This is a genomic window from Bradyrhizobium lupini (assembly GCF_040939785.1).
GTDB classification, from domain to species: Bacteria; Pseudomonadota; Alphaproteobacteria; order Rhizobiales; family Xanthobacteraceae; genus Bradyrhizobium; species Bradyrhizobium canariense_D.
On the sequence record NZ_CP162553.1, the window covers coordinates 7,047,883 to 7,072,328 of the forward strand.

At 62.5% G+C, this 24,446-nt stretch carries 27 protein-coding genes and 2 pseudogenes; 28 read left to right on the top strand and 1 reads right to left on the bottom strand.

Annotated features, from left to right (window positions below; genetic code table 11):
• Positions 1–52 precede the first annotated feature (52 nt).
• The 3 genes and pseudogenes from rpoC (at position 53) to AB3L03_RS33760 (ending at position 8,654) form a co-directional block, all read left to right on the top strand.
• Positions 53–4,248 (top strand): annotated as a pseudogene (rpoC, locus tag AB3L03_RS33750) (DNA-directed RNA polymerase subunit beta').
• Positions 4,249–4,439: 191 nt separating this feature from the next.
• Entirely contained in the window at positions 4,440–6,500 is a 2,061-nt protein-coding gene (locus tag AB3L03_RS33755) for an FAD-dependent oxidoreductase (protein WP_368507869.1), read from the top strand.
• A 132-nt stretch (positions 6,501–6,632) separates the two neighbouring features.
• A complete protein-coding gene (locus AB3L03_RS33760) occupies positions 6,633–8,654 on the top strand; it encodes an ABC transporter ATP-binding protein (protein ID WP_085384227.1) in 2,022 nt (673 codons plus the stop codon).
• On the opposite strand, the pseudogene AB3L03_RS33765 reads toward AB3L03_RS33760, so the two are convergent.
• A pseudogene (locus tag AB3L03_RS33765) lies at positions 8,582–9,819 on the bottom strand (FAD-dependent oxidoreductase). The gene AB3L03_RS33760 and the pseudogene AB3L03_RS33765 overlap by 73 nt on opposite strands.
• 640 nt (positions 9,820–10,459) lie before the next feature.
• Between AB3L03_RS33765 and rpsL the strand changes: the two are divergent.
• The 25 genes from rpsL to rplO all read left to right on the top strand — a co-directional run bounded on the left by rpsL (position 10,460) and on the right by rplO (position 24,358).
• Positions 10,460–10,831 (top strand): 30S ribosomal protein S12, encoded by a 372-nt coding sequence (gene rpsL, locus AB3L03_RS33770; RefSeq protein WP_007603006.1) that lies wholly within the window; start codon positions 10,460–10,462, stop codon positions 10,829–10,831.
• Positions 10,832–10,846: 15 nt separating this feature from the next.
• The gene (gene rpsG, locus AB3L03_RS33775; protein WP_007603009.1) at positions 10,847–11,317 is read left to right on the top strand and encodes a 30S ribosomal protein S7; all 471 of its coding nucleotides are present in this window, start codon (positions 10,847–10,849) and stop codon (positions 11,315–11,317) included.
• Between the two features lie 30 nt (positions 11,318–11,347).
• Positions 11,348–13,420, top strand: coding sequence for an elongation factor G (fusA, locus tag AB3L03_RS33780; RefSeq protein ID WP_026233180.1), 2,073 nt, complete (start codon positions 11,348–11,350; stop codon positions 13,418–13,420).
• 40 nt (positions 13,421–13,460) lie between these two features.
• Positions 13,461–14,651 (top strand): elongation factor Tu, encoded by a 1,191-nt coding sequence (gene tuf / locus AB3L03_RS33785; protein WP_018456453.1) that lies wholly within the window; start codon positions 13,461–13,463, stop codon positions 14,649–14,651.
• An 82-nt stretch (positions 14,652–14,733) separates the two neighbouring features.
• Positions 14,734–15,042, top strand: coding sequence for a 30S ribosomal protein S10 (gene rpsJ / locus AB3L03_RS33790; protein ID WP_002712302.1), 309 nt, complete (start codon positions 14,734–14,736; stop codon positions 15,040–15,042).
• Between the two features lie 53 nt (positions 15,043–15,095).
• A complete protein-coding gene (gene rplC, locus AB3L03_RS33795; RefSeq protein WP_007603016.1) occupies positions 15,096–15,809 on the top strand; it encodes a 50S ribosomal protein L3 in 714 nt (237 codons plus the stop codon).
• 1 nt (position 15,810) lies between these two features.
• Positions 15,811–16,431: a 50S ribosomal protein L4 gene (rplD, locus tag AB3L03_RS33800; protein WP_007603018.1), complete on the top strand. Its 621-nt coding sequence runs from the start codon at positions 15,811–15,813 to the stop codon at positions 16,429–16,431.
• A complete protein-coding gene (locus AB3L03_RS33805) occupies positions 16,428–16,730 on the top strand; it encodes a 50S ribosomal protein L23 (RefSeq protein WP_007603019.1) in 303 nt (100 codons plus the stop codon). Before rplD ends, AB3L03_RS33805 begins: the two co-directional genes overlap by 4 nt.
• A gap of 12 nt (positions 16,731–16,742) precedes the next feature.
• A complete protein-coding gene (gene rplB, locus AB3L03_RS33810; protein WP_007611609.1) occupies positions 16,743–17,576 on the top strand; it encodes a 50S ribosomal protein L2 in 834 nt (277 codons plus the stop codon).
• A gap of 12 nt (positions 17,577–17,588) precedes the next feature.
• Positions 17,589–17,867 (top strand): 30S ribosomal protein S19, encoded by a 279-nt coding sequence (gene rpsS, locus AB3L03_RS33815; protein WP_007603021.1) that lies wholly within the window; start codon positions 17,589–17,591, stop codon positions 17,865–17,867.
• Between the two features lie 10 nt (positions 17,868–17,877).
• A complete protein-coding gene (gene rplV / locus AB3L03_RS33820; protein WP_007603022.1) occupies positions 17,878–18,264 on the top strand; it encodes a 50S ribosomal protein L22 in 387 nt (128 codons plus the stop codon).
• 18 nt (positions 18,265–18,282) lie between these two features.
• On the top strand, positions 18,283–19,008 hold the full coding sequence (gene rpsC, locus AB3L03_RS33825; protein ID WP_007603023.1) for a 30S ribosomal protein S3: 726 nt from the start codon (positions 18,283–18,285) through the stop codon (positions 19,006–19,008).
• 32 nt (positions 19,009–19,040) lie between these two features.
• Entirely contained in the window at positions 19,041–19,454 is a 414-nt protein-coding gene (gene rplP / locus AB3L03_RS33830; protein WP_007603024.1) for a 50S ribosomal protein L16, read from the top strand.
• A 5-nt stretch (positions 19,455–19,459) separates the two neighbouring features.
• A complete protein-coding gene (gene rpmC / locus AB3L03_RS33835) occupies positions 19,460–19,666 on the top strand; it encodes a 50S ribosomal protein L29 (RefSeq protein ID WP_007603026.1) in 207 nt (68 codons plus the stop codon).
• Between the two features lie 13 nt (positions 19,667–19,679).
• A complete protein-coding gene (gene rpsQ, locus AB3L03_RS33840; protein ID WP_007603028.1) occupies positions 19,680–19,928 on the top strand; it encodes a 30S ribosomal protein S17 in 249 nt (82 codons plus the stop codon).
• A gap of 83 nt (positions 19,929–20,011) precedes the next feature.
• Positions 20,012–20,380, top strand: a complete 369-nt coding sequence (gene rplN, locus AB3L03_RS33845) for a 50S ribosomal protein L14 (RefSeq protein WP_007603030.1) — start codon at positions 20,012–20,014, stop codon at positions 20,378–20,380.
• Entirely contained in the window at positions 20,380–20,694 is a 315-nt protein-coding gene (gene rplX / locus AB3L03_RS33850; protein ID WP_007603031.1) for a 50S ribosomal protein L24, read from the top strand. Before rplN ends, rplX begins: the two co-directional genes overlap by 1 nt.
• Positions 20,687–21,244, top strand: coding sequence for a 50S ribosomal protein L5 (rplE, locus tag AB3L03_RS33855; RefSeq protein WP_007603032.1), 558 nt, complete (start codon positions 20,687–20,689; stop codon positions 21,242–21,244). Before rplX ends, rplE begins: the two co-directional genes overlap by 8 nt.
• Positions 21,245–21,290: 46 nt before the next feature.
• Complete coding sequence (gene rpsN, locus AB3L03_RS33860) at positions 21,291–21,596, top strand: 30S ribosomal protein S14 (protein ID WP_007611604.1); 306 nt, start codon at positions 21,291–21,293, stop codon at positions 21,594–21,596.
• A 14-nt stretch (positions 21,597–21,610) separates the two neighbouring features.
• A complete protein-coding gene (gene rpsH / locus AB3L03_RS33865; protein ID WP_007603034.1) occupies positions 21,611–22,009 on the top strand; it encodes a 30S ribosomal protein S8 in 399 nt (132 codons plus the stop codon).
• Between the two features lie 16 nt (positions 22,010–22,025).
• On the top strand, positions 22,026–22,559 hold the full coding sequence (gene rplF / locus AB3L03_RS33870; RefSeq protein ID WP_368507870.1) for a 50S ribosomal protein L6: 534 nt from the start codon (positions 22,026–22,028) through the stop codon (positions 22,557–22,559).
• An 11-nt stretch (positions 22,560–22,570) separates the two neighbouring features.
• Positions 22,571–22,933 (top strand): 50S ribosomal protein L18, encoded by a 363-nt coding sequence (rplR, locus tag AB3L03_RS33875; protein ID WP_007603036.1) that lies wholly within the window; start codon positions 22,571–22,573, stop codon positions 22,931–22,933.
• Between the two features lie 47 nt (positions 22,934–22,980).
• Entirely contained in the window at positions 22,981–23,568 is a 588-nt protein-coding gene (rpsE, locus tag AB3L03_RS33880; RefSeq protein WP_007603037.1) for a 30S ribosomal protein S5, read from the top strand.
• Between the two features lie 25 nt (positions 23,569–23,593).
• Positions 23,594–23,800 carry a 50S ribosomal protein L30 gene (gene rpmD / locus AB3L03_RS33885; protein WP_018456457.1) on the top strand — a complete coding sequence of 69 codons (207 nt, stop codon included), beginning with the start codon at positions 23,594–23,596 and terminating at the stop codon, positions 23,798–23,800.
• A gap of 72 nt (positions 23,801–23,872) precedes the next feature.
• A complete protein-coding gene (rplO, locus tag AB3L03_RS33890; protein WP_027518586.1) occupies positions 23,873–24,358 on the top strand; it encodes a 50S ribosomal protein L15 in 486 nt (161 codons plus the stop codon).
• Positions 24,359–24,446 lie beyond the last annotated feature (88 nt).

Here is a 24,446-nt window from a genome sequence, read left to right on the forward strand (position 1 = left end):
TAGTGATTTTCGAATTTGCTGCCGGAGGCGACCGGCACGCGAGGAGAAGACGATGAACCAAGAAATTATGAATCTCTTTAATCCGACGACGCCGGCTCAGGTCTTCGACCAGATCCGGATCTCGATCGCGAGCCCCGAGAAGATTCTGTCCTGGTCGTACGGCGAGATCAAGAAGCCGGAAACCATCAACTACCGTACCTTCAAGCCCGAGCGCGATGGCCTGTTCTGCGCCCGCATCTTCGGGCCGATCAAGGACTACGAGTGCTTGTGCGGCAAGTACAAGCGCATGAAGTACAAGGGCATCATCTGCGAGAAGTGCTCGGTCGAGGTCACGCTGTCGCGCGTCCGGCGCGAGCGCATGGGCCATATCGAGCTCGCGGCCCCCGTCGCCCACATCTGGTTCCTGAAGTCGCTGCCCTCGCGCATCGGCCTCCTGCTCGACATGACGTTGAAGGATCTCGAGCGGATCCTCTACTTCGAATATTACGTCGTGCTCGAGCCGGGCCTCACCGCGCTGAAGGACCGTCAGCTCTTGTCGGAAGACGAGTATCTGAAGGCGCAGGACGAATACGGCCAGGATTCCTTCACCGCCATGATCGGCGCGGAAGCGATTCGCGAGCTGCTCAAGGGCATGGACCTCGAGAAGCTCGAGCTGACCTTGCGTGCGGAGATGCAGGAGACCGACTCCGACATCAAGCACAAGAAGCTCGCCAAGCGCCTGAAGATCGTGGAAGCGTTCCGCCACTCCGGCAACAAGCCGGAATGGATGATCATGACGGTGGTTCCGGTGATTCCGCCGGACCTGCGTCCGCTGGTGCCGCTGGATGGCGGCCGCTTCGCGACCTCGGACCTCAACGATCTCTACCGCCGCGTCATCAACCGCAACAACCGCCTGAAGCGGCTGATGGAGCTGCGCGCGCCGGACATCATCATCCGCAACGAGAAGCGCATGCTTCAGGAGGCCGTCGACGCGCTGTTCGACAACGGCCGCCGCGGCCGCGTCATCACCGGTGCCAACAAGCGTCCGCTGAAGTCGCTCGCCGACATGCTCAAGGGCAAGCAGGGCCGGTTCCGTCAGAACCTGCTCGGCAAGCGCGTCGACTATTCGGGCCGTTCGGTGATCGTGGTCGGCCCCGAGCTGCGCCTGCATCAGTGCGGTCTGCCGAAGAAGATGGCGCTCGAACTGTTCAAGCCGTTCATCTACTCGCGGCTTGACGCCAAGGGCCTGTCCACCACCGTGAAGCAGGCCAAGAAGCTGGTTGAGAAGGAGCGGCCCGAGGTCTGGGACATCCTGGACGAGGTCATCCGCGAGCATCCCGTGCTGCTCAACCGCGCACCGACGCTGCATCGCCTCGGCATCCAGGCGTTCGAGCCCGTGCTGATCGAGGGCAAGGCGATCCAGCTCCACCCGCTGGTCTGCGCCGCGTTCAACGCCGACTTCGACGGCGACCAGATGGCCGTGCACGTTCCGCTGTCGCTGGAAGCGCAGCTGGAAGCGCGCGTCCTGATGATGTCGACCAACAACATCCTGCATCCGGCGAACGGCCAGCCGATCATCGTGCCGTCGCAGGACATCGTGCTCGGTCTCTATTACGTCTCCATCATGCGCGAAGGCCTGCCCGGCGAGGGCAAGATCTTCGGCGAGATGGCGGAGCTCGAGCACGCGTTGCACGCGAAGGTCATCCACCTCCACACCAAGATCAAGTACCGGTGGGAAGGCATCGACGAGACCGGCAAGATCTCCAGGCGCTGGATCGAGACCACCGCCGGCCGCGTCATGCTGGGCAATTTGCTGCCGAAGAACCCGCGCGTTCCGTACGAGATCATCAACAAGCTGATGACCAAGCGCGAGATCTCCGGCGTCATCGACCAGGTCTACCGCCACTGCGGCCAGAAGGAGACGGTGATCTTCTGCGACCGCATCATGGCGCTCGGCTTCTACAACGCGTTCAAGGCCGGCATCTCGTTCGGCAAGGACGACATGGTCGTGCCGCACTCCAAGTGGAAGATCGTCGACGCTACCCGTACGCTGGCGAAGGATTTCGAGCAGCAGTACAACGACGGTCTGATCACCCATGGCGAGAAGTACAACAAGGTCGTCGACGCCTGGTCGAAGGCAACGGAAGAAATCGCCAAGGCGATGATGAAGGAGATCTCCTCGACCAAGAAGACGGCAAGTGGGGCGGATGCCGACATCAACTCGATCTACATGATGGCTCACTCCGGTGCCCGCGGTTCGCCGGCCCAGATGCGCCAGCTCGCCGGCATGCGCGGCCTGATGGCCAAGCCGTCGGGCGAGATCATCGAGACGCCGATCATCTCGAACTTCAAGGAAGGCCTCTCGGTGCTCGAGTACTTCAACTCGACCCACGGCGCCCGCAAGGGCCTCGCGGACACCGCGTTGAAGACTGCGAACTCCGGCTATCTGACCCGTCGTCTCGTCGACGTCGCGCAGGATTGCATCATCACGCAGGACGATTGCGGCACCAAGCTCGGCATCAAGATGCGCGCCATCGTCGATGCCGGCACCGTGGTCGCTTCGCTCGGCTCGCGCATCCTCGGACGCACGGCCTGCGAAGACGTGCGTGACAGCACGGGCAAGGTGATCTTCAAACGCGGTACGCTGATGGAAGAGAGCCATCTGGATGCCATCCATCAGGGCGGCGTCCAGGAGGTAAAGATCCGCTCGGCGCTGACCTGCGAGCTCGTCAACGGCATCTGCGGCAAGTGCTACGGCCGCGATCTCGCTCGCGGCACGCCGGTCAACCACGGCGAAGCGGTCGGGGTCATCGCGGCCCAGTCGATCGGCGAGCCGGGCACCCAGCTCACCATGCGCACCTTCCACATCGGCGGTGCGGCGCAGCTGAACGAGCAATCTTTCGTCGAATCAAACTTCGACGGCAAGATCGTGATCAGGAACAAGGCCATCGCCCGCAATAGCGAAGGCCACCTGGTCGCGATGGTTCGCAACATGGTGATCGCGATCGTCGATGCCGACGGCACCGAGCGTGCGACGCACCGTATTCAGTACGGTTCGCGCCTGCACGTCGACGAGGGCGACATGGTCAAGCGTGGCCAGCGTATCGTGGAATGGGATCCCTACACCCGTCCGCTCCTCACCGAGGTCGAAGGTACTATCGGCTTCGAGGATCTGGTCGAGGGACAGTCGATCTCGGAAACGCTCGACGAGGCCACCGGTATTGCCAAGCGCGTGGTCATCGACTGGCGCTCGATGCGCGGCGGCGGGGACCTGCGTCCCGCCATCGTGATCAAGGGCAAGGACGGCAAGGTGCTCAAGCTCGCCCGTGGCGGCGATGCCCGCTACATGCTGTCGGTCGATGCCATTCTGTCGGTCGATGTCGGCGCCAAGGTCCAGGCGGGCGACATTCTCGCCCGTGTCTCGACCGAAAGCGCCAAGACGCGCGACATCACCGGCGGTCTGCCGCGGGTGGCGGAACTGTTCGAGGCTCGGCGTCGAAGGATGCGGCGATCATCGCCGAAATCGCGGGCACCATCCGGTTTGGGCGCGACTATAAGAACAAGCGTCGTATCTCGATCGAGCCGATGGACAAGACCGAAGAGGCGCGCGAGTACCTGATCCCGAAGGGCAAGCACATCCACCTTCAGGACGGCGACGTCGTCGAAAAGGGCGACTTCATCGTGGAAGGCAACCCGGCGCCGCACGACATTCTGGCGGTCAAGGGCATCGAGGAACTCGCGGCCTATCTGGTCAACGAGATCCAGGAGGTCTATCGGCTCCAGGGCGTGCTCATCAACGACAAGCACATCGAGGTGATCGTCCGTCAGATGCTCCAGAAGGTGGAAGTCACCGACCAGGGCGACACGGACATGATCTCGGGCGAGCAGATCGACAAGATCGAGTTCGACCAGATCAACGCGAAGGCCAAGGAAGAGGGCAAGAAGATCGCCACGGGGACCCCGGTTCTGCTCGGCATCACCAAGGCGAGCCTTCAGACCCGCTCCTTCTTCTCGGCGGCCTCGTTCCAGGAGACCACCCGCGTCCTCACGGAAGCGGCGGTCAACGGCAAGGTCGATCCGCTCGAAGGCCTCAAGGAGAACGTCATCGTCGGCCGGCTGATTCCGGCAGGCACCGGCGCCTCCATGGCGAAGATCCGCGAAGTCGCTGTGAAGCGCGACAAGATGATCCTCGACGAGCGCGAGAAGCAGGCGGCGGTCGTGCCGCCGGCGCCGGAAGTGGAGCCGATGGCGCTGCCACCTGCGGAATGATCGTTCATCCGTAGGAATACCGAGCACACTGAAAAGGCCGGCGAAAGCCGGCCTTTTTGCTGCTTTGTTTCCCTGTTGCGGTGCAGGATCAACCTTTGTTCATCTTTCCTTCAGGCGCAAAAGCGCTTCTGCTAGGAGAGCTTAGACCGGTGGTCCCGTGAAGGGGGCGGGCCGGAGACCACGGAATTCTCATGCTTGATCTCGCAATCGTAGGCGGCGGCCCCGGCGGGCTGATGAGCGCTTGGTATCTGAAGCGCAAGCTTGGCGACCTCTGCCGCGTCACCATCTACGAGGCATCCGACCGGCTCGGCGGCAAGATCGTCACGCGCAAATTCGATTCCGCGCCCGCGATGTACGAGGCCGGCGTTGCCGAGATCTACGACTACTCGATGACCGGGCCGGATCCGTTGCGCGAGTTGATCCAGCATTTCGGCCTGCAGACCATTCCGATGGATGCCGAGCAGGTGCAGTTCGGCGGTGAGCTCCTCAACGACGTCGCGGGCATGCGCCGCAAATACGGTGCCAAGACCGCAGCCGCAATCGAGGCGTTCCGTAAGCGCTGCGCCGAGGCGATGACGCCGATCGAGTACTACGAGGGTGTCGGCGCGCACGACAACGAGAATCCCTGGGCCTACAAGACCGCCGAACAGGTGCTCGACGAGGAGGTCGAGGACGAGACCGCAAAGCGATTCTTCAAGGTGATGGCGCGCTCGGACCTCGCGACCGAGAGCCACAACACCAACGGGCTCAACGCGCTCAAGAACTACCTGATGGATGTCGACGGCTATATCGGCCTCTATTCCATCCAGAACGGCAACGAGCAGCTCATCGAGTGCCTCCAGTCGGAGGTCAATGCCGACATCCAGCTCAATCACCGAATCCTCACGGTCGGCAAGGCGCCGACCGGCCGCTATCAACTCAAGATGATGAACGGCAAGGGGCCGGAGACGCGCGACTTCGACCTTGTGCTGGTCTGTCTGCCGCATTCCTGGCTTGGGACCGTCGGCTGGGAAGGCGAACAGCTCCGCAAGTCGATGGTCAAGCACGTCGCGTACTTCGACCGTCCTGCGCACTATTTGCGTGTCTCGATCCTGTTCGACACGCCGTTCTGGGGCGACAAGATCGCCGGCGCCTGGTTCATGTCGGAAGCCTTTGGCGGTTGCTGCGTCTATAACGAGGGCGCCCGCCATGATGTGGGCAAGCACGGCGTGCTGAACTGGCTGATTCCGGGCTCCGATGCGCTGGCCTTTGCAGATCTCTCCGACCGGGAGCTGATCGATGCCGCGCTGAAATCGCTTCCGGCATCGCTCGGCGATGCACGCGCGCATTTCATGGAAGGCAAGATCCACCGCTGGCTGTCCTCGGTGAACGCGATTCCGGGCGGCTTGCCCGTGCGCGACGTCATGACCAACCACCGGCCCGAGCCGAAGGAACATCCCGGAATCGTGGTGGTCGGCGACTATCTGTTCGACTCGACGCTGAACGGCCTGCTCGATTCCTCGGACGCGGCGACCGACATCATCTTGACCGAGATGATGCGCTTGCGCCGCGAGCGTTCGCAGGACGACAAGCCGCTCTCGGACAAGATCGATCGTGCCTATTTTGACAATTATCGCGGCCAGGGCCCCTACAGCGAGGTGTGGCAACACTTCACGGATCCCGACTATCTCACAAAACTGATCGGCATCGTCTGGGGCAAGGCCAAAGGCACGAAGCTCTTGATCGCGGGCTCGGCCAGCGGCGAGCTTGTCGGCGCGCTACGTGATCGCGGCATCGATGCCTTCGGTATCGAGAACAACCGCACCATTCACGCCAGAACGCCGAAGGCGCTGAGGAAGTACAACAAGCTCGGTTCGATCACCGACATGCCGTTCAAGGACGGTGCGTTCGACTTCGTGTTCGAGACCAGCCTCTGCCATGTTTCCCCGAAGCAGGTGGTCCGTGCGATCAGGGAGCTGAACCGTGTGGTCAAGACCGGGCTCGTGTTCGGCTCGATCACCTCGGACATGGCGCCGGCACTGATCGACCGCTACGACCTTCTGCGCGGCGTCAAGAAGCTCGGCACCTGGTGGGAATGGTCCGAACTGTTCTTCGGCAATGGCTTCGAGCTGTCGATGCACCGCAAGGACTGCACGGACGCGCTCTGGGAGACGACGCTCGCCGCAAACAAGGGACCGGGCCAGTGGTACGCCGACGCCGATTCCTTGCGCTATTCCTTTTTCGACAAGGTCGAGGATGAGGAAGACGACTAGCCGCCTGAAGCGGGCGCCTTCGCCAATTGTTTTGCCGAATTCATCTTGATCGCATAGAATCGATGCAGTAGCGGTTGGCGCTATTTCCTGCTTTCTCTGCGGTCATGCCGGCCGTCAGCATCGGTTGGTTTCATGGCGTCCAAGCCCCTCCCGCCCGACAAACAGAAGCTCGCCGCGGAAGAGGCGGCCGAGCTCGACGAGAAGCTTGTCCCTACCGCCAAGCCGGACCTTGAAGACGACGAGGACGATGAAGACGAGGAGGATGGCGGGCTGGAGCTCGATGACGACGATGAGGACGAGGACCTCGTCGTCTTTACCGCGCGCGAGGCCGCCGGCGCGCTCGCGACCATCCTGGGTTTCGTCAAACCCTTCCTGTTCAACTACAAGCAGATGCTGTCCTTCGTGGCGTTCGGCGTCTTCGTCGAGACGCTCTTCAACGTCATCATGCCGCTCAGCCTGAAGTACCTGATCGACGACGCGCTCGGCGAGGAGGATTTTCAGGCGCTGTACAAGATCCTCGGCGTGCTCGCGGTCGCGGGCATATTCACCTCGATCGTCGCGGTCTGGTACGAGCGCTGGGATGCGCGGCTCGCGGCGTGCATCATTTCCGACGTCCGCAAACGGCTGTTCGAGCACGTCCAGGACCTGCCGGCGGCCTATTTCGGCCGCACCAAGCGCGGCGAGATCCTGTCGCGCTTCTCAGTCGACCTCGCGGCCTTCGAGGGTTCGGTCAAGACCTTCGCCAACAGCGCGGCATTGCCGTTCCTGGAGCTGATCGCGGGCATCATCCTGATGGTGTTCCTGAACTGGCAGCTCGCGGCGGTTGCGCTGCTGGTGTTCCCGATCACGCTGATCGGTCCCCGCATGCTGACGCCGAAGGCTGTCCAGGCGAATTACGAGCAGAAGCTCAATGAATCTGCGCTGCTCGGCATGGTGCAGGAGAACGTGGCGGCGCAGGCCGTGATCAAGGCGTTCAGCCTGCAACGCCGGATGTTCGGCTTCTTCAAATTCCGCAACGACGAGACGCGAAACAGGATGGCCTCGGCGGCGTTCCTGTCGACCATGGTGGAGCGGACGGTCACCATCTCGGTGCTGCTCTTGCATCTCGTCGTGCTCGCGATCGGCGCATATCTGGCGACGAAGGGGCAGATTACCATCGGCACCTTCGTCACCTTCGAGAGTGCGTTCTGGGAGGTGTCCTACAACATCGCCCATGTGATGCATTTCATCCCCGTGTCGATCTCCGCGGCAGCCGCGATCCGTCATATGCAGGAGTTGCTCGACGAGCCCACGCGCAGCGCCGATCGTGCCGGCGCGCCCGATCTGCCCCGCATCACCAACGACATCACCTTCGACCACGTGACGTTCCAGTACGAAGGCAGCCAGACGCCGGTGCTGGACAATCTCAGCCTCAAGCTCAATGTCGGCAAGCGCATTGCCATCGTCGGTCCCTCAGGCTCCGGCAAGAGCACGCTGCTGAATCTGATCCTGCGGCTCTATGTGCCGGACGAGGGGCGCGTCACCATCGACGGCGTCGACGTCCGCAAGGTGACGCTGGACTCCCTGCGCCGGAGCATGGCGGTGGTGTTCCAGGAGAATATGCTGTTCAACATGTCGATCCGGGAGAACATTCGGCTCGGCAAGGAGGGCGCGACCGATGAGGAGGTGGAGGAGGCGGCCAAGAAAGCCGAGATCCACCGTTACATCATGAGCCTGCCGCAGCGCTACGACACGCCGGTGGGCGAGCGCGGCGATACCTTGTCGGGCGGCCAGCGCCAGCGCATCGCGATCGCGCGCGCGGTCATCCGCAATCCTTCCGTGCTGCTGCTCGACGAAGCCACTTCGGCGCTCGACCAGACCACGGAAGCTGCGATCAACCGCACGCTGCTGAAGGTCGCCAAGGGCCGCACCATGATCTGGTCGACCCACCGCCTGACCTCGGTGGTCGAGATGGACGAGATCATCGTGATTTCAGGGGGCAGGGCGATCGAGCGCGGCCCGCATGCCGAGCTGCTCGCCAAGAACGGCACCTATCGCAAGCTGTGGAACGACCAGACCCACCAACCGCATGGCGCGCCGGCTCACGTCGACGAGGACAGCGACGATGACGACGAGGATGAAGACGACCTCGACGAGGACGATGAGGAGGAGTGACCGAGGAAGTTCGGCTCCAGATCGAAGGCTGCTCCAAGCGGCCGCAATAGTCCCTGAACCGACCAGGCAATGAAGCGTGCCCGGCGCTGCGCCGTCCAATAAGGGCTTGTCGCAATGGAGACTGAGCGGAAATCGAAGGCCTTCGCGCCGACCAATCGTCGCACTCCCGCTTGACCGGGTCTGCGTAGAAGGCGGCGATCTTGCTGGTATCCATCCCGTCGGAGGCCAGCCACTGCGGGATATAGACGTTGCAGAGCCGCTCGACGTCGGTGAAGACCTTGTCGCACCCGGTGCCGGCGGCCGGGCAGGAGGTCGAGAAAGCATCGCCCACCAGCGCGAGACCCGGCTGGCCGCTGGCATCGTTCACATAGAGATCGACCGGACGGATTTTCAGCTCACCGGGAATGTCGAATGGTCCGGTGATGTGCTTGAGCCGTGGCAGCGCAGCGTTCAACGTCTCGGCCGGCGCGCGGCGCAGCTCACGCAGCCAGGGATCGTCGAAGCTGCGATAGACGAACAGATTGGCGCGCATCCGCGTCCCGATCGGAAAAAGAGTGAGGTAGGGGATGCGGTCGCTCGGCCGTTCCGAGAAATAGGTCAGCGCAGGGAAGTCGAACGAGTCCCGTCCCGCCGGCACCACGTCGAACCCGATCGAAATCGAATGGCAGGCACTGACGACTTTTCGGGCGATTCCCAGCTGGTGGCGCAGGCCGACATTGAGTCCGTTGGCGAGCACGACCAGCCGGGCGGAGACCATCGCGTCGTTGGAGAGAGTGACCTTCTGCCGCTCCGCACTCGTCTCGACCGAGACAGCCTTGGCGCAGATGCGCTCGACGCCGGCAGGAATTTCGTCGCGGACAGCGTTGACGAGGGAATCGTAGAGGATGTTGAACTGCCGGCTCGGCGCCTTGTCGAGAAGGCGGCCGAAGCGCGCGATCCAGTTCTCACCCACAAAGGTCGCGCGGTGCAACACCGATTCGGCGATTCCCGTCTGCAGGAATCGCCCGACCTGCACGTGACCGCTGAGTTTTTCGACCCGAAAGTCCGCCGAATAGCTCTCATGCGGATCGATCAGGATGGTCGAAATGCCGCTACGGCCGAGCATCGCGGCGGCGCTCGAGCCGGACAATCCCCCGCCGATAATGGCAATGTCGGTGTACCGCATGGCGCTAATCTCTGCCCAAGGCGGCACATTGGCGCTCCAACAGGAAAGAAAGCCTTAGCCAATGGTTATAAAAGTATATTTAGCCCGGGTATAAATAGGTTTCGAGGTGGCGCGACGCGCTCTTCGTTTCCATCTCACGAAGGCGCAGCGAGCGGCCCAAGAAGCGATTTCGGCAGGTGCGGGAAGCGCTTCTGACTGACGTTTCGCCTTGACTTGACCGACTCCCACTTATAGAACCCCCTCACTTAACGACAGGCGGTGAGCATCGCCAACGTCGGAACGGGCCACCTGTTTGATCCCCTGGGATCACCAAGACAGGCACCAACCTCGACGAATGCCGCTCAAACGCTGTCGATCATAGCTAGGCAATGCCAGTGCGATTTTAGTTCTCTTGAGCATGTTCTCTCGAGATCGAATTCGGATGCATGACCTCGGTGCGCGGGCCGCAGCTTCAAGCTGACCGGTTCAACTACTGCGGTCCTCTGTGGCGTCGAAGCGCTTTCCGCCCGTTGATGGGTGGTTGGCGCGATTTCGCTTTGTGCGGATTGTTCCGCGGAAGGCGGCCTCGTCGGGCGGGTAGCTCGAAAGAATTTGCGGACCCGGTGACGGGCCGCGGCAGAACACAAAGGGTAATGCCAGGATGCCGACGATCAACCAGCTGATCGCTCAACCGCGGGAAGTGCAGAAGTCGCGCAAGAAGGTGCCGGCGCTGCAGCAGTCGCCGCAGAAGCGCGGTGTTTGCACGCGCGTTTACACCACGACCCCGAAGAAGCCGAACTCGGCGCTTCGTAAGGTTGCCAAGGTGCGCCTGACCAACGGCTTCGAGGTGATCGGCTACATCCCCGGTGAGGGCCATAACCTCCAGGAGCACTCGGTGGTCATGATCCGCGGCGGTCGCGTCAAGGACTTGCCCGGCGTGCGCTACCACATCCTCCGCGGCGTTCTGGATACCCAGGGCGTCAAGAACCGTAAGCAGCGCCGTTCGAAGTACGGCGCCAAGCGTCCGAAGTAAGCGGGAACCAGGTCCATGTCTCGTCGCCATTCTGCCGAAAAGCGCGAAGTCCTTCCCGATCCGAAGTTCGGGAATATCATCGTCACGAAGTTCATGAATTCGGTGATGTACGCCGGAAAGAAGTCGGTCGCCGAAGGCATCGTCTACGGCGCGTTCGGCCTCATCGAAAGCAAGACCAAGCAGAACCCGCTCGGCGTGTTCGAGCAGGCACTCGAGAACGTCATGCCGACGATCGAAGTGCGCTCCCGCCGCGTCGGCGGCGCGACCTATCAGGTTCCGGTCGAAGTTCGCTCGGTGCGCCGTCAGGCGCTGGGCATTCGCTGGCTGATCTCGGCTGCGCGCGATCGCAACGAGAAGACGATGACCGAGCGGCTCTCTGCGGAGCTCCTGGATGCGTCGAACAACCGGGGTAACGCCGTCAAGAAGCGCGAAGACGTGCACCGGATGGCGGAAGCCAACCGCGCCTTCTCGCACTATCGCTGGTAACGGCGACACACGGAATCTAAGGAACACTCCATGCCCCGCGTTCATGCCATAGAGAATTACCGCAACTTCGGTATCATGGCGCATATCGATGCCGGCAAGACCACGACCACCGAGCGCATCCTCTATTACACCGGCAAGAGCCACAAAATCGGCGAAGTGCACGAAGGTGCCGCGACGATGGACTGGATGGAGCAGGAGCAGGAGCGCGGCATTACGATTACGTCGGCCGCGACCACCGCGTTCTGGGAAGGCAAGCGTCTCAACATCATCGACACTCCCGGCCACGTCGACTTCACCATCGAAGTCGAGCGCAGCCTGCGCGTGCTCGACGGCGCCGTGTGCGTGCTCGACTCGAACCAGGGCGTCGAGCCCCAGACCGAGACGGTTTGGCGCCAGGGCGACAAGTACAAAGTTCCGCGCATCGTCTTCGCCAACAAGATGGATAAGACCGGCGCTGACTTCTACAAGTGCATGCAGGACATCGTCGACCGCCTCGGCGCAAAGCCGATCGCGATCCAGCTTCCGATCGGCTCCGAGAACAACTTCAAGGGCCTGGTCGACCTCGTTCGCATGAAGGGCGTGGTCTGGGAAGAAGAGAAGCTCGACGCCAAGTTCGTGGACATCGATATTCCCGAGGACATGGTCGAGAAGGCCAAGGAATATCGCGAGAAGTTGTTGGAAGCCGCCGTCGAGCTCGACGACGAAGTTCTCGCCGCTTACCTCGACGGCAAGGAGCCCGATGAGCCGACGTTGAAGCGCTTGATCCGCAAGGCCGTGCTGACTGGCGCGTTCTTCCCGGTATTGTGCGGCTCGGCGTTCAAGAACAAGGGCGTGCAGCCTCTGCTCGACGCGGTCGTGGATTATCTGCCGTCGCCGGTTGACGTGCCCGCCATCAAGGGCGTCGATGAAGACGGCAACGAGGTCGTTCGCCTGCCGGACGACAAGGAGCCGCTGGCTCTGTTGGCCTTCAAGATCATGGACGACCCGTTCGTCGGCACCATCACCTTCTGCCGCATCTATTCCGGCACGCTGCTGTCGGGCACCGGCGTGATCAATTCGACGCGCGACCGCAAGGAGCGCATCGGCCGCATGTTGCTGATGCATGCGAACAACCGCGAAGACATCAAGGAAGCCTATGCCGGCGACATCGTCGCACTGGCTGGCCTGAAGGAAGCGCGCACCGGTGACACGCTGTGCGATCCCGACAAGGCGGTGATCCTCGAAAAGATGGAATTCCCCGAGCCCGTCATCGAGATCGCGATCGAGCCCAAGTCCAAGGCCGACCAGGAAAAGCTGGGCGTGGCGCTGGCGAAGCTCGCCGCGGAGGATCCGTCCTTCCGCGTGTCGACCGATCAGGAGTCCGGCCAGACCATCCTCAAGGGCATGGGCGAGCTCCATCTCGACATCAAGGTCGACATTCTCCGCCGCACCTACAAGGTCGATGCCAACATCGGCGCGCCGCAGGTGGCGTTCCGTGAGCGCGTCACCAAGAGGTCCGAAGTCAAGTACACCCACAAGAAGCAGACCGGCGGTACCGGACAGTTCGCGGAAGTGTCGATCATCGTGGAGCCGAACGAGCCCGGCAAGGGCTACGAGTTCGAGTCCAAGGTCGTCGGCGGTGCGGTGCCGAAGGAATACATCCCCGGCGTCGAGAAGGGCATCAACAGCGTGCTGAGTTCCGGCGTGGTCGCGGGCTTCCCCGTGGTCGACGTCAAGGTTCAGCTCGTCGACGGCAAGTATCACGACGTCGATTCGTCGGCGCTCGCCTTCGAAATCGCATCGCGTGCTGCATTCCGCGAAGCCTTGCAGAAGGGCAAGTCCGTCCTGCTCGAGCCGATCATGAAGGTCGAAGTGGTGACCCCGGAAGATTACACCGGCTCCGTCATCGGCGACCTGAATTCGCGGCGCGGTCAGATCCAGGGTCAGGACATGCGCGGCAACGCCAACGTCATCAACGCGATGGTGCCGCTCATGAACATGTTCGGTTACGTGAATAACCTGCGCTCGATGAGCCAGGGTCGCGCAACCTTCACCATGCAGTTCGACCACTACGCAGAAGCGCCGGCCAACGTGTCGGCAGAAGTCCAGAAGAAGTTTGCCTGATTGTCGTCGGTCTCGAACTGACGATTGAACGGAGAGTCAAATGGCCAAAGCAAAGTTTGAACGTAACAAGCCGCACTGCAACATCGGCACCATCGGTCACGTCGACCATGGCAAGACGTCGCTGACCGCGGCGATCACCAAGGTCCTCGCCGAAGCCGGCGGCGCGACGTTCACCGCGTACGACCAGATCGACAAGGCGCCGGAAGAGAAGGCGCGCGGCATCACGATCTCGACGGCGCACGTCGAATACGAGACCAAGAACCGCCACTACGCGCACGTCGACTGCCCCGGCCACGCCGACTACGTGAAGAACATGATCACCGGCGCCGCCCAGATGGACGGTGCGATCCTGGTCGTGTCGGCCGCCGACGGTCCGATGCCGCAGACCCGCGAGCACATCCTGCTCGCCCGCCAGGTCGGCGTTCCCGCGCTCGTCGTGTTCCTCAACAAGTGCGACATGGTCGACGATCCGGAACTGCTCGAGCTCGTCGAGCTCGAGGTCCGCGAGCTGCTCTCGAAGTACGAATTCCCGGGCGACACCATCCCGATCATCAAGGGCTCGGCGCTTGCCGCCCTCGAAGATTCCGATAAGACGCTCGGCCATGACGCCATCCTCGAGCTGATGAAGCAGGTCGACGCTTACATTCCGCAGCCGGAGCGTCCGGTCGATCTGCCGTTCCTGATGCCGGTTGAAGACGTGTTCTCGATCTCGGGCCGCGGCACCGTCGTGACCGGCCGTGTCGAGCGCGGTATCGTCAAGGTCGGCGAGGAAATCGAGATCGTCGGTCTGCGCGCCACGCAGAAGACCACGGTCACCGGTGTCGAAATGTTCCGCAAGCTGCTGGATCAAGGCCAGGCCGGCGACAACATCGGTGCGCTGCTTCGCGGTACCAAGCGCGAGGACGTCGAGCGCGGCCAGGTGCTGTGCAAGCCGGGTTCGGTCAAGCCGCACACCAAGTTCAAGGCTGAGGCCTACATCCTCACCAAGGAAGAGGGCGGCCGCCACACTCCCTTCTTCACCAACTACCGTCCGCAGTTCTACTTCCGCACCACCGACGTGACCGGTGTCGTGCATCTGCCGGAAGGCACCGAGATGGTGATGCCGGGCGACAACATCGCGATGGAAGTGCACCTGATCGTGCCGATCGCGATGGAAGAGAAGCTCCGCTTCGCGATCCGCGAAGGTGGCCGCACCGTCGGCGCCGGCGTCGTCGCCTCGATCATCGAGTAATTACGAGAATAGGGATCGGCGAATAGCGAATGTGACATTCGCTATTCGCTATTCGCCACCCCATTGAAGAAAGACCACGGCAATGAACGGCCAAAACATTCGCATCCGTCTCAAGGCGTTCGACCATCGTATCCTCGATACGTCGACCCGCGAGATCGTGAACACGGCGAAGCGCACCGGCGCGCAGGTCCGCGGACCCATTCCGCTGCCCACCCGCATCGAGAAGTTCACCGTCAACCGTTCGCCGCACGTCGACAAGAAGAGCCGCGAGCAGTTCGAGATGCGCACTCACAAGCGCCTGCTCGACATCGTCGATCCGACCCCGCAGACCGTCGATGCTTTGATGAAGCTCGACTTGGCCGCCGGTGTCGACGTCGAGATCAAGCTCTAAGATTTTTGGATCACGTTCGCCACTAGCGGACAGAAAGAACAGGAAGCACGCCGATGCGCTCCGGAGTGATCGCACAAAAGGTCGGGATGACGCGGGTCTTTACAGAGGCCGGCGAACATATCCCCGTGACCGTGCTGAAGCTCGGCAATTGCCAGGTCGTAGGCCACCGCACCGAAGAGAAAAACGGTTATGTCGCGCTCCAGCTTGGTTCTGGCAGCCGCAAGACCGTGTACATGCCCAAGGCGGAGCGCGGCCAGTTCGCGGTCGCCAAGGTCGAGCCGAAGCGGCAGGTCGAGGAATTCCGCGTCTCCGCGGATCAGATGATCCCCGTCGGTGCCGAGATCCTGGCCGACCACTTTGTCGTCGGTCAGTTCGTCGACGTCACCGGTACTTCGGTCGGTAAGGGTTTTGCCGGCGGTATGAAGCGCTGGAACTTCGGCGGTCTGCGCGCCACTCACGGCGTCTCGGTCTCGCACCGTTCGATCGGTTCGACCGGTGGCCGTCAGGACCCGGGCAAGACCTGGAAGAACAAGAAGATGCCCGGTCACATGGGCGTCGACCGCATCACCACGCTCAACCTTCGGGTCGTCCAGCTCGATGTCGAACGCGGTCTGATCCTCGTCGAAGGCGCCGTTCCCGGCTCCAAGGGCGGCTGGATCCGCGTGCGCGACGCCGTCAAGAAGCCGCTGCCTAAGGAAGCTCCGAAGCCCGGCAAGTTCAAGGTTGCTGGCGAAGCGGACGCTGCTCCGGCTGCGCAGGAGGCGTGAGATGGAATTGAAGGTCACGACCCTCGAAGGTAAGGAAGCCGGCTCGGTCCAGCTTTCCGACACCATTTTCGGCCTCGAGCCGCGCCAGGACATCATTGCACGTTGCGTGCAGTGGCAGCTCAACAAGCGCCAGGCCGGTACGCACAAGGCCAAGGGCCGCGCCGAGATCTGGCGCACCGGCAAGAAGATGTACAAGCAGAAGGGTACCGGTGGTGCTCGTCACGGCTCGGCCCGGGTGCCGCAGTTCCGCGGAGGTGGCCGTGCCTTCGGTCCGGTGGTGCGTTCGCACGCCACCGACCTGCCGAAGAAGGTCCGTGCGCTCGCCCTCAAGCATGCGCTCTCGGCCAAGGCCAAGGACGGCGATCTCATCGTGATCGACAAGGCCGCGCTGGAAGCTGCCAAGACCAAGGCGCTGCTCGGTCATTTCTCCGGTCTGGGTTTGACCAACGCGCTGATCATCGACGGCGCCGAGCTCAACAACGGCTTCGCCGCTGCGGCCCGCAACATCCCGAACATGGACGTGCTGCCGATCCAGGGCATCAACGTCTATGACATCCTGCGCCGTCGGAAGCTTGTTCTGACCAAGGCCGCCATCGATGCGCTGGAGGCGCGCTTCAAATGACGAAGAACATCGAGCCTCGCCACTACGACGTGATCCTATCGCCGGTCGTGACCGAAAAGGCCACGATCGCCTCGGAGCACAACAAGGTGCTGTTCAAGGTGGCCGCCAAGGCGACCAAGCCGCAGATCAAGGAAGCGATCGAGAAGCTGTTCGACGTCAAGGTCAAGAGTGTCAACACGCTGGTCCGCAAGGGCAAGACCAAGATCTTCCGCGGCAATCTCGGCTCGCAGTCGAACTCCAAGCGCGCGATCGTGACTCTCGAAGAGGGTCACCGGATCGACGTGACCACCGGTCTGTAAGGTCGTACGACGATGGCACTGAAGACATTCAATCCCACGACGCCGGGCCAGCGCCAGCTGGTCATGGTCGATCGTTCGGCCCTCTACAAGGGCAAGCCGGTCAAGGCGCTCACCGAAGGCAAGCACTCCTCCGGCGGCCGTAACAACACCGGTCGCATCACCGTGCGCTTCCGCGGCGGTGGTCATAAGCGAACGTTGCGTACCGTCGATTTCAAGCGCGACAAGGTCGATGCGCCCGCGACGGTCGAGCGGCTGGAGTACGATCCGAACCGCACCGCATTCATCGCGTTGGTCAAGTACGAAGACGGCACCCAGGCCTATATCCTGGCGCCGCAGCGTTTGGCCGTCGGTGATTCCGTCGTCGCCGGCAACTATGTCGACGTGAAGCCGGGCAATGTCATGCCGCTCGGCAACATGCCGGTCGGTACGATCATCCACAACATCGAGGTCAAGATCGGGAAGGGCGGCCAGCTCGCCCGTTCCGCGGGCACCTATGCCCAGCTCGTCGGTCGCGACCAGGACTACGTGATCATCCGCCTGAACTCGGGCGAACAGCGCCTGGTGCACGGCCGTTGCCGCGGCACGATCGGCGCGGTGTCGAACCCGGATCACATGAACACGTCGATCGGCAAGGCCGGCCGCAACCGTTGGCTGGGCCGCAAGCCGCACAACCGCGGCGTTTCGATGAACCCGATCGACCATCCGCACGGCGGTGGTGAAGGTCGTACCTCGGGCGGCCGCCACCCGGTTACTCCGTGGGGCAAGCCGACCAAGGGCAAGAAGACCCGCTCCAACAAGTCGACCAACAAATTCATTCTCCTAAGCCGCCACAAGCGGAAGAAGTAAGGAACGCCGGACATGGTTCGTTCAGTCTGGAAAGGCCCGTTCGTCGAGGGTTCTCTGCTCAAGAAGGCAGATGCCGCGCGCTCGTCCGGCCGTCACGACGTCATCAAGATCTGGAGCCGTCGCTCGACGATCCTGCCGCAATTCGTCGGCCTGACCTTCGGCGTCTACAACGGTCAGAAGCACGTGCCGGTGGCCGTCAACGAGGAAATGGTCGGTCACAAGTTCGGCGAGTTCTCGCCGACCCGCACCTTCCATGGCCACTCCGGGGACAAGAAAGCCAAGAAGGCTTGAGGATTAAACGATGAGCAAACCTAAGCGCGAACGGAGCCTCGCCGAGAACGAGGCCAAGGCGGTCGCCCGGATGCTGCGGGTGAGCCCGCAGAAGCTCAACCTGGTCGCCCAGCTCATTCGCGGCCGGAAGGCGGCTGCTGCGCTCGCCGACCTGCAGTTTTCGCGCAAGCGGATCGCGGTTGACGTGAAGAAGTGCCTGGAATCGGCTATTGCCAACGCCGAGAACAACCACGACCTCGACGTCGACGATCTCGTCGTGGCGCAGGCCTTCGTCGGCAACGGCCTCGTGATGAAGCGCTTTGCCGCCCGCGGCCGTGGCCGCTCGGGCCGTGTCTACAAACCATTTTCACAGCTGACGATCATCGTTCGTCAGGTCGAAGCCGCAGCAGCGGCTTAAGGGACGCAGGAGAACACGATGGGTCAAAAGATCAATCCGATCGGTCTGCGTCTCGGCATCAACCGGACTTGGGATTCCCGCTGGTACGCCGGCAAACAGGAATACGGCAAGCTGCTGCACGAGGATGTCAAGATCCGTGAGATCCTGCACAAGGAGCTCAAGCAGGCGGCCGTTGCCCGCATCGTGATCGAGCGTCCGCACAAGAAGTGCCGCGTCACCATCCACTCGGCTCGTCCGGGCGTGGTGATCGGCAAGAAGGGCGCCGACATCGACAAGCTGCGCAAGAAGGTCGCGGACATCACCGCGTCCGACGTCGTCATCAACATCGTCGAAATCCGCAAGCCGGAGCTCGATGCGACGCTGGTGGCGGAGTCGATCGCGCAGCAGCTGGAGCGCCGCGTGGCGTTCCGCCGCGCCATGAAGCGCGCCGTCCAGTCGGCAATGCGTCTCGGTGCGGAAGGCATCCGCATCAACTGCTCGGGACGTCTGGGCGGCGCGGAAATCGCGCGCATGGAGTGGTACCGCGAAGGTCGCGTGCCGCTGCACACGCTGCGCGCAGACATCGACTACGGGGTTGCGACCGCGTTCACGACCTTCGGCACCTGCGGTGTCAAGGTCTGGATCTTCAAGGGCGAGATCCTCGAGCACGATCCGATGGCCCAGGACAAGAGAATGGCCGAAGGTGAGACTGGTGGCGGCGGCGATCGCGGCGGCCGGCAGCGCCGGGACAACGCTGCAGCCTGACGCCAGCACAGAGAATTTGAGGGCTTGAAGCCATGATGCAACCTAAGAAAACGAAGTTCCGGAAGGCGCATAAGGGCCGTATCCACGGCGTTGCGTCTTCGGGCGCGACGTTGGCGTTCGGCCAGTTCGGTCTGAAGGCGACCGAGCCTGAGCGCGTCACCGCGCGCCAGATCGAAGCCGCTCGCCGCGCGCTGACCCGCCACATGAAGCGCGCCGGCCGCGTCTGGATCCGCATATTCCCCGACGTTCCCGTGTCGAAGAAGCCTGCCGAAGTCCGCATGGGTTCCGGCAAGGGCGCGCCGGAATTGTGGGTCGCGCGCGTCAAGCCGGGCCGGGTGCTGTTCGAGATCGACGGCGTCAACACCCAGACGGCGCGTGAAGCGCTGACCCTGGCGGCAGCCAAGCTGCCGATCAAGACGCGCTTCGTCGAGCGCATTGCGGAGTAATGGCCATGGCCCAGATGAAAATCGAAGACATCCGCGCGTTGAGCCCCGATCAGCAGGACGACGCCATCCTGAACCTGAAGAAGGAGCGCTTCAACCTGCGCTTCCAGCGCGCCACCGGGCAGCTCGAGAACACCTCGCGCCTGCGCGAAGCCCGCCGTGACATCGCCCGGATCAAGACCGTCGCCGCGCAGACGCGCGCGAAGAAGAAGTAAGAGGCTTACGAAGATGCCGAAACGTACTTTGCAGGGCGTGGTCGTCAGCGACAAGCAAGCCAAGACCATCGTGGTGCGCGTCGATCGCCGCTTTACGCACCCGATCTACAAGAAGACGATCCGCCGTTCGAAGAACTACCACGCGCACGACGAGAGCAACGAGTTCAAGCCGGGCGACATGGTGTGGATCGAGGAATCGAAGCCGATTTCGAAGTTGAAGCGCTGGGTCGTGATCCGGGGCGAACACAAGAAAAGCGCCTGATCTGTCGGCTTTAGCCGACTGACTTCAGGTAAATGTTGAGCGCCGGCTGGGCTGGCGCAAATAGAAGAGGACGAGGTGCATCAATGATTCAGATGCAGACCAACCTCGACGTGGCCGATAATTCTGGCGCACGCCGTGTCATGTGTATCAAGGTGCTCGGGGGCTCCAAGCGCCGCTACGCCACGATCGGCGACATCATCGTTGTCTCGATCAAGGAAGCGATTCCGCGTGGCAAGGTGAAGAAGGGCGACGTGATGAAGGCCGTTGTGGTGCGCGTCCGCAAGGACATCCGCCGCGCCGACGGTTCGGTCATCCGCTTCGACCGCAACGCCGCCGTTCTGATCAACAATCAGTCCGAGCCGGTCGGTACCCGTATCTTCGGGCCCGTGCCGCGCGAGCTGCGCGCCAAGAACCACATGAAGATCATCTCGCTCGCGCCGGAGGTGCTGTGATGGCTGCGAAGATCCGCAAGGGCGACAAGGTCGTCGTGCTGACCGGCCGCGACAAGGGCCGCACCGGCGAGGTGTTCGAAGTGCGTCCCGACGCCGGTACGGCGCTGGTTCGCGGCATCAACATGGTCAAGCGTCACCAGAAGCAGACGCAGGCCCAGGAGGGCGGCATCATCTCGAAAGAGTCGCCGATCCAACTGTCCAACATCGCGTATGTCGGCAAGGACGGGAAGCCGACCCGCGTCGGATTCAAGATTCTGGCGGACGGCAAGAAGGTCCGCATCGCCAAGAGCTCGGGAGCTGAGATCGATGGCTGAGGCCGCTTACACACCGCGCCTGCGCGCGGAATACGACGCGAAGATCCGGACGGAAATGACCGAGAAGTTCGGTTATGAGAACGTCATGCAGGTTCCGCGCCTGGACAAGGTCGTGCTGAACATGGGCGTTGGCGATTCCGTCAACGACCGCAAGAAGGCCGAGAACGCCGCTGCGGAATTGACCCAGATCGCCGGCCAGAAGGCGATCGTGACCTATTCGCGGATCGCGATCGCGACCTTCAAGTTGCGTGAGAACCAGCCGATCGGCTGCAAGGTCACGCTGCGCAAGGCCCGCATGTACGAGTTCATCGATCGTCTGGTGACGGTTGCGCTGCCGCGCGTCCGCGACTTCCGCGGCTTGAACCCGAAGAGCTTCGACGGCCGCGGCAACTACTCGCTCGGCCTCAAGGAACACATCATTTTCCCCGAGATCGACTTCGACAAGGTCACGGAATCCCGCGGCATGGACATCACCGTCTGCACCACGGCCAAGACCGACGACGAGGCGAGGGCCTTGTTGACCGCATTCAATTTCCCGTTCCGGCAGTGAGACGCTGACCTAAAGCCTCTCAAACGCGGATACCCAGGAGCCAAGCATGGCAAAGAAGAGTTCAATCGAGAAGAACAACCGGCGCAAGCGGATGACGAAGAACGCCGCCCCGAAGCGCGAGCGGTTGAAGGCGATTATCGCCGACAAGACGCTGCCGATGGAGGAGCGGTTTGCCGCGACCCTGAAGCTGGCGGAAATGCCGCGCAACTCGTCGGCGACCCGCATCCGTCTGCGTTGCGAGCTGTCGGGCCGTTCGCGCTCGAACTATCGCTTGACCAAACTGTCCCGCATCGCAATGCGGGACCTTGGCTCCAAGGGCATGGTCCCGGGCCTCGTGAAGTCCAGCTGGTAAGGAGGGTCGTTTAAATGTCTACGCACGATCCAATCAGCGATCTGATCACCCGCATCCGTAACGCGCAGATGCGCTCCAAGAACAAGGTCTCCACGCCTGGCTCGAAGATGCGCGAGAACGTTCTCGAGGTGCTGAAGAGCGAAGGCTACATCCGCGGTTACGCCACGCTCGAGCACTCCTCGGGCCGCAGCGAGATCGAGATCGAGCTGAAGTATTTCGACGGCGAGCCCGTTATCCGCGAGATCGAGCGTGTTTCCAAACCCGGGCGGCGCGTGTACGCCTCGGTGAAGAACCTGCCGCGGGTCAATAACGGACTCGGCATTTCGGTGTTGTCGACGCCGAAGGGAATCATGGCTGACCACAGTGCGCGTGAAGCGAACGTGGGCGGCGAAGTTCTCTTCACGGTGTTCTGAGAAGGATTTTTGATCCATGTCACGTGTTGGCAAAAGACCGGTAGCGGTGCCGTCGGGTGTGACCGCGACCGTCGACGGGCAGACCGTCAAGATGAAGGGGCCGAAGGGCCAGCTTCAGTTCGTCGTCCATAACGACGTCGAGGTGAAGCTCGACAACGGCCAGGTCAAGGTGAACCCGCGGGTCGAGACCAACCGCGCGCGGGCCCTGTACGGGACCGCTCGCGCTCAGGTCGCGAATCTGGTCGAGGGTGTCACCAAGGGTTTCGAGAAGAAGCTCGAAATCACCGGCGTCGGTTACCGCGCCGCGCTGCAGGGCAAGAACCTGCAGCTCGCGCTCGGCTACAGCCACGATGTGGTCTACGCGATCCCGGAAGGGATCACGATCACCGTGCCGAAGCCGACCGAGATCACGGTGACGGGCAGCGACATTCAGCGCGTCGGCCAGGTCGCCGCCGAGATCTGCTCCTATCGTCCGCCGGAGCCCTACAAGGGCAAGGGCGTGAAGTATGTTGGCGAATTCATCTTCCGCAAGGAAGGCAAGAAGAAGTAACGGAGCCGGTCATGTCGAAAGCCAAGGTTACGAATGCCCGGCGCAAGCGCAGTGTACGTCTGAAGCTGCGCCGCTCGGGTGGCGGCCGTCCGCGCCTGTCGGTGTTCCGCTCGTCCAAGCACATCTACGCCCAGGTCATCGACGACCTGAAGGGCGAGACGCTGGCCTCTGCCTCGTCGCTCGAGAAGTCGATGCGCGATGGCGGCAAGACCGGCGCCGACATCGATGCGGCGAAGGCGGTCGGCAAGCTGCTGGCCGAGCGCGCCGCCGAGAAGGGTGTCAAGGAAGTCGTGTTCGATCGCGGCAGCTATCTCTATCACGGGCGCGTCAAGGCTCTTGCCGACGCGGCGCGTGAAAGCGGGCTGAGCTTCTAACAGAATTTGAGGATTGAGGCGTAAGCCTCTGAAGGACTGGAAAAACCATGGCAGAACGCGAACAACGTGGTGGACGCGATCAACGCGGCGGCGGACGTGAACGCAGGGAAGAGCGCGACAGCGAGTTCGTTGACAAGCTCGTCCACATCAATCGCGTCGCCAAGGTCGTCAAGGGCGGCAAGCGCTTCGGTTTCGCAGCGCTGGTCGTGATCGGCGACCAGAAGGGCCGCGCCGGCTTCGGTCACGGCAAGGCGCGCGAAGTGCCCGAGGCGATCCGCAAGGCAACCGAATCCGCCAAGCGCAACCTGACCCGCGTGTCGTTGCGCGAGGGCCGCACGCTGCATCACGACATCGCCGGCCGTCATGGCGCGGGCCGTGTTTACCTGCGCGCAGCTCCGGCCGGTACCGGCATCATCGCCGGCGGTCCGATGCGCGCCGTGTTCGAGACGCTCGGCGTCCAGGACGTGGTTGCGAAGTCGATCGGCTCGTCGAACCCGTACAACATGGTTCGCGCGACCTTCGATGCGCTGAAGCATCAGGATTCGCCGCGCTCGGTCGCTGCCCGCCGCAACATCAAGGTGTCCACCCTCCAGTCCCGCCGTATCGGTGGTGACGCCGAGGCGGTTGCCGAATAACGGAAGCTTTTCGGAGTAGACGCCTATGGCCAAGAGTGCCGTTACGACCGCAAAGACGATCAAGCTCGAGCAGACCGGCAGCGCGATCCGCCGCCATCACTCGCAGCGTTCGACGCTGATCGGGCTCAAGCTCAACAAGATCGGCCGCATCAGCGAACTGCCGGACACCCCGGCGGTCCGCGGCATGATCTTGAAAGTTCACCATCTCGTTCGCATTGTCGACGAGAAGTAAGCAAAGGCGCACGATCCCGAAGCGGGACCCGTTTTCGGTGAAGGTCATGCGCAAGAAACAAGGAGCAGGGCGATGAAGCTCAGCGATATCGCCGACAATGCCGGCTCGCGCAAGAAGCGTATGCGCGTCGGCCGCGGCATTGGTTCGGGCAAGGGCAAGCAGGCCGGCCGCGGTGGCAAGGGCCAGACCGCGCGTTCGGGCGTGCGCATCAAGGGTTTCGAAGGCGGCCAGATGCCCTTGCATCGCCGTCTGCCCAAGCGCGGCTTCAACAACATCTTCCGCGTGGAGTTCGCCGAGATCAATCTCGACCGGCTCCAGGATGCGGTCGATGCCAAGAAGATCGACGCCGGCAGCGTCGTGAACGTCGAATCCCTGGTCAAGGCCGGCGTGCTGCGCCGCGCCAAGGGTGGCCTGCGGCTGCTCGGCCGCGGCGAGTTCAAGGCCAAGCTCAACATTGAAGTGCACGGCGCCTCGAAGACCGCGATCGCGGCAGTCGAGAAGGCCGGCGGCTCGGTGAAGATCCTCGCGCCTGCCAAGGAAGAAGGCGAGGCGGCGTAACAACTGCGTCATCGGCCCGCGGCTCGCGGGCCTTTACGCACGCGGGACGATGGACTTATCGAAGCCGTAGCCCCAGATAATGTCCGGT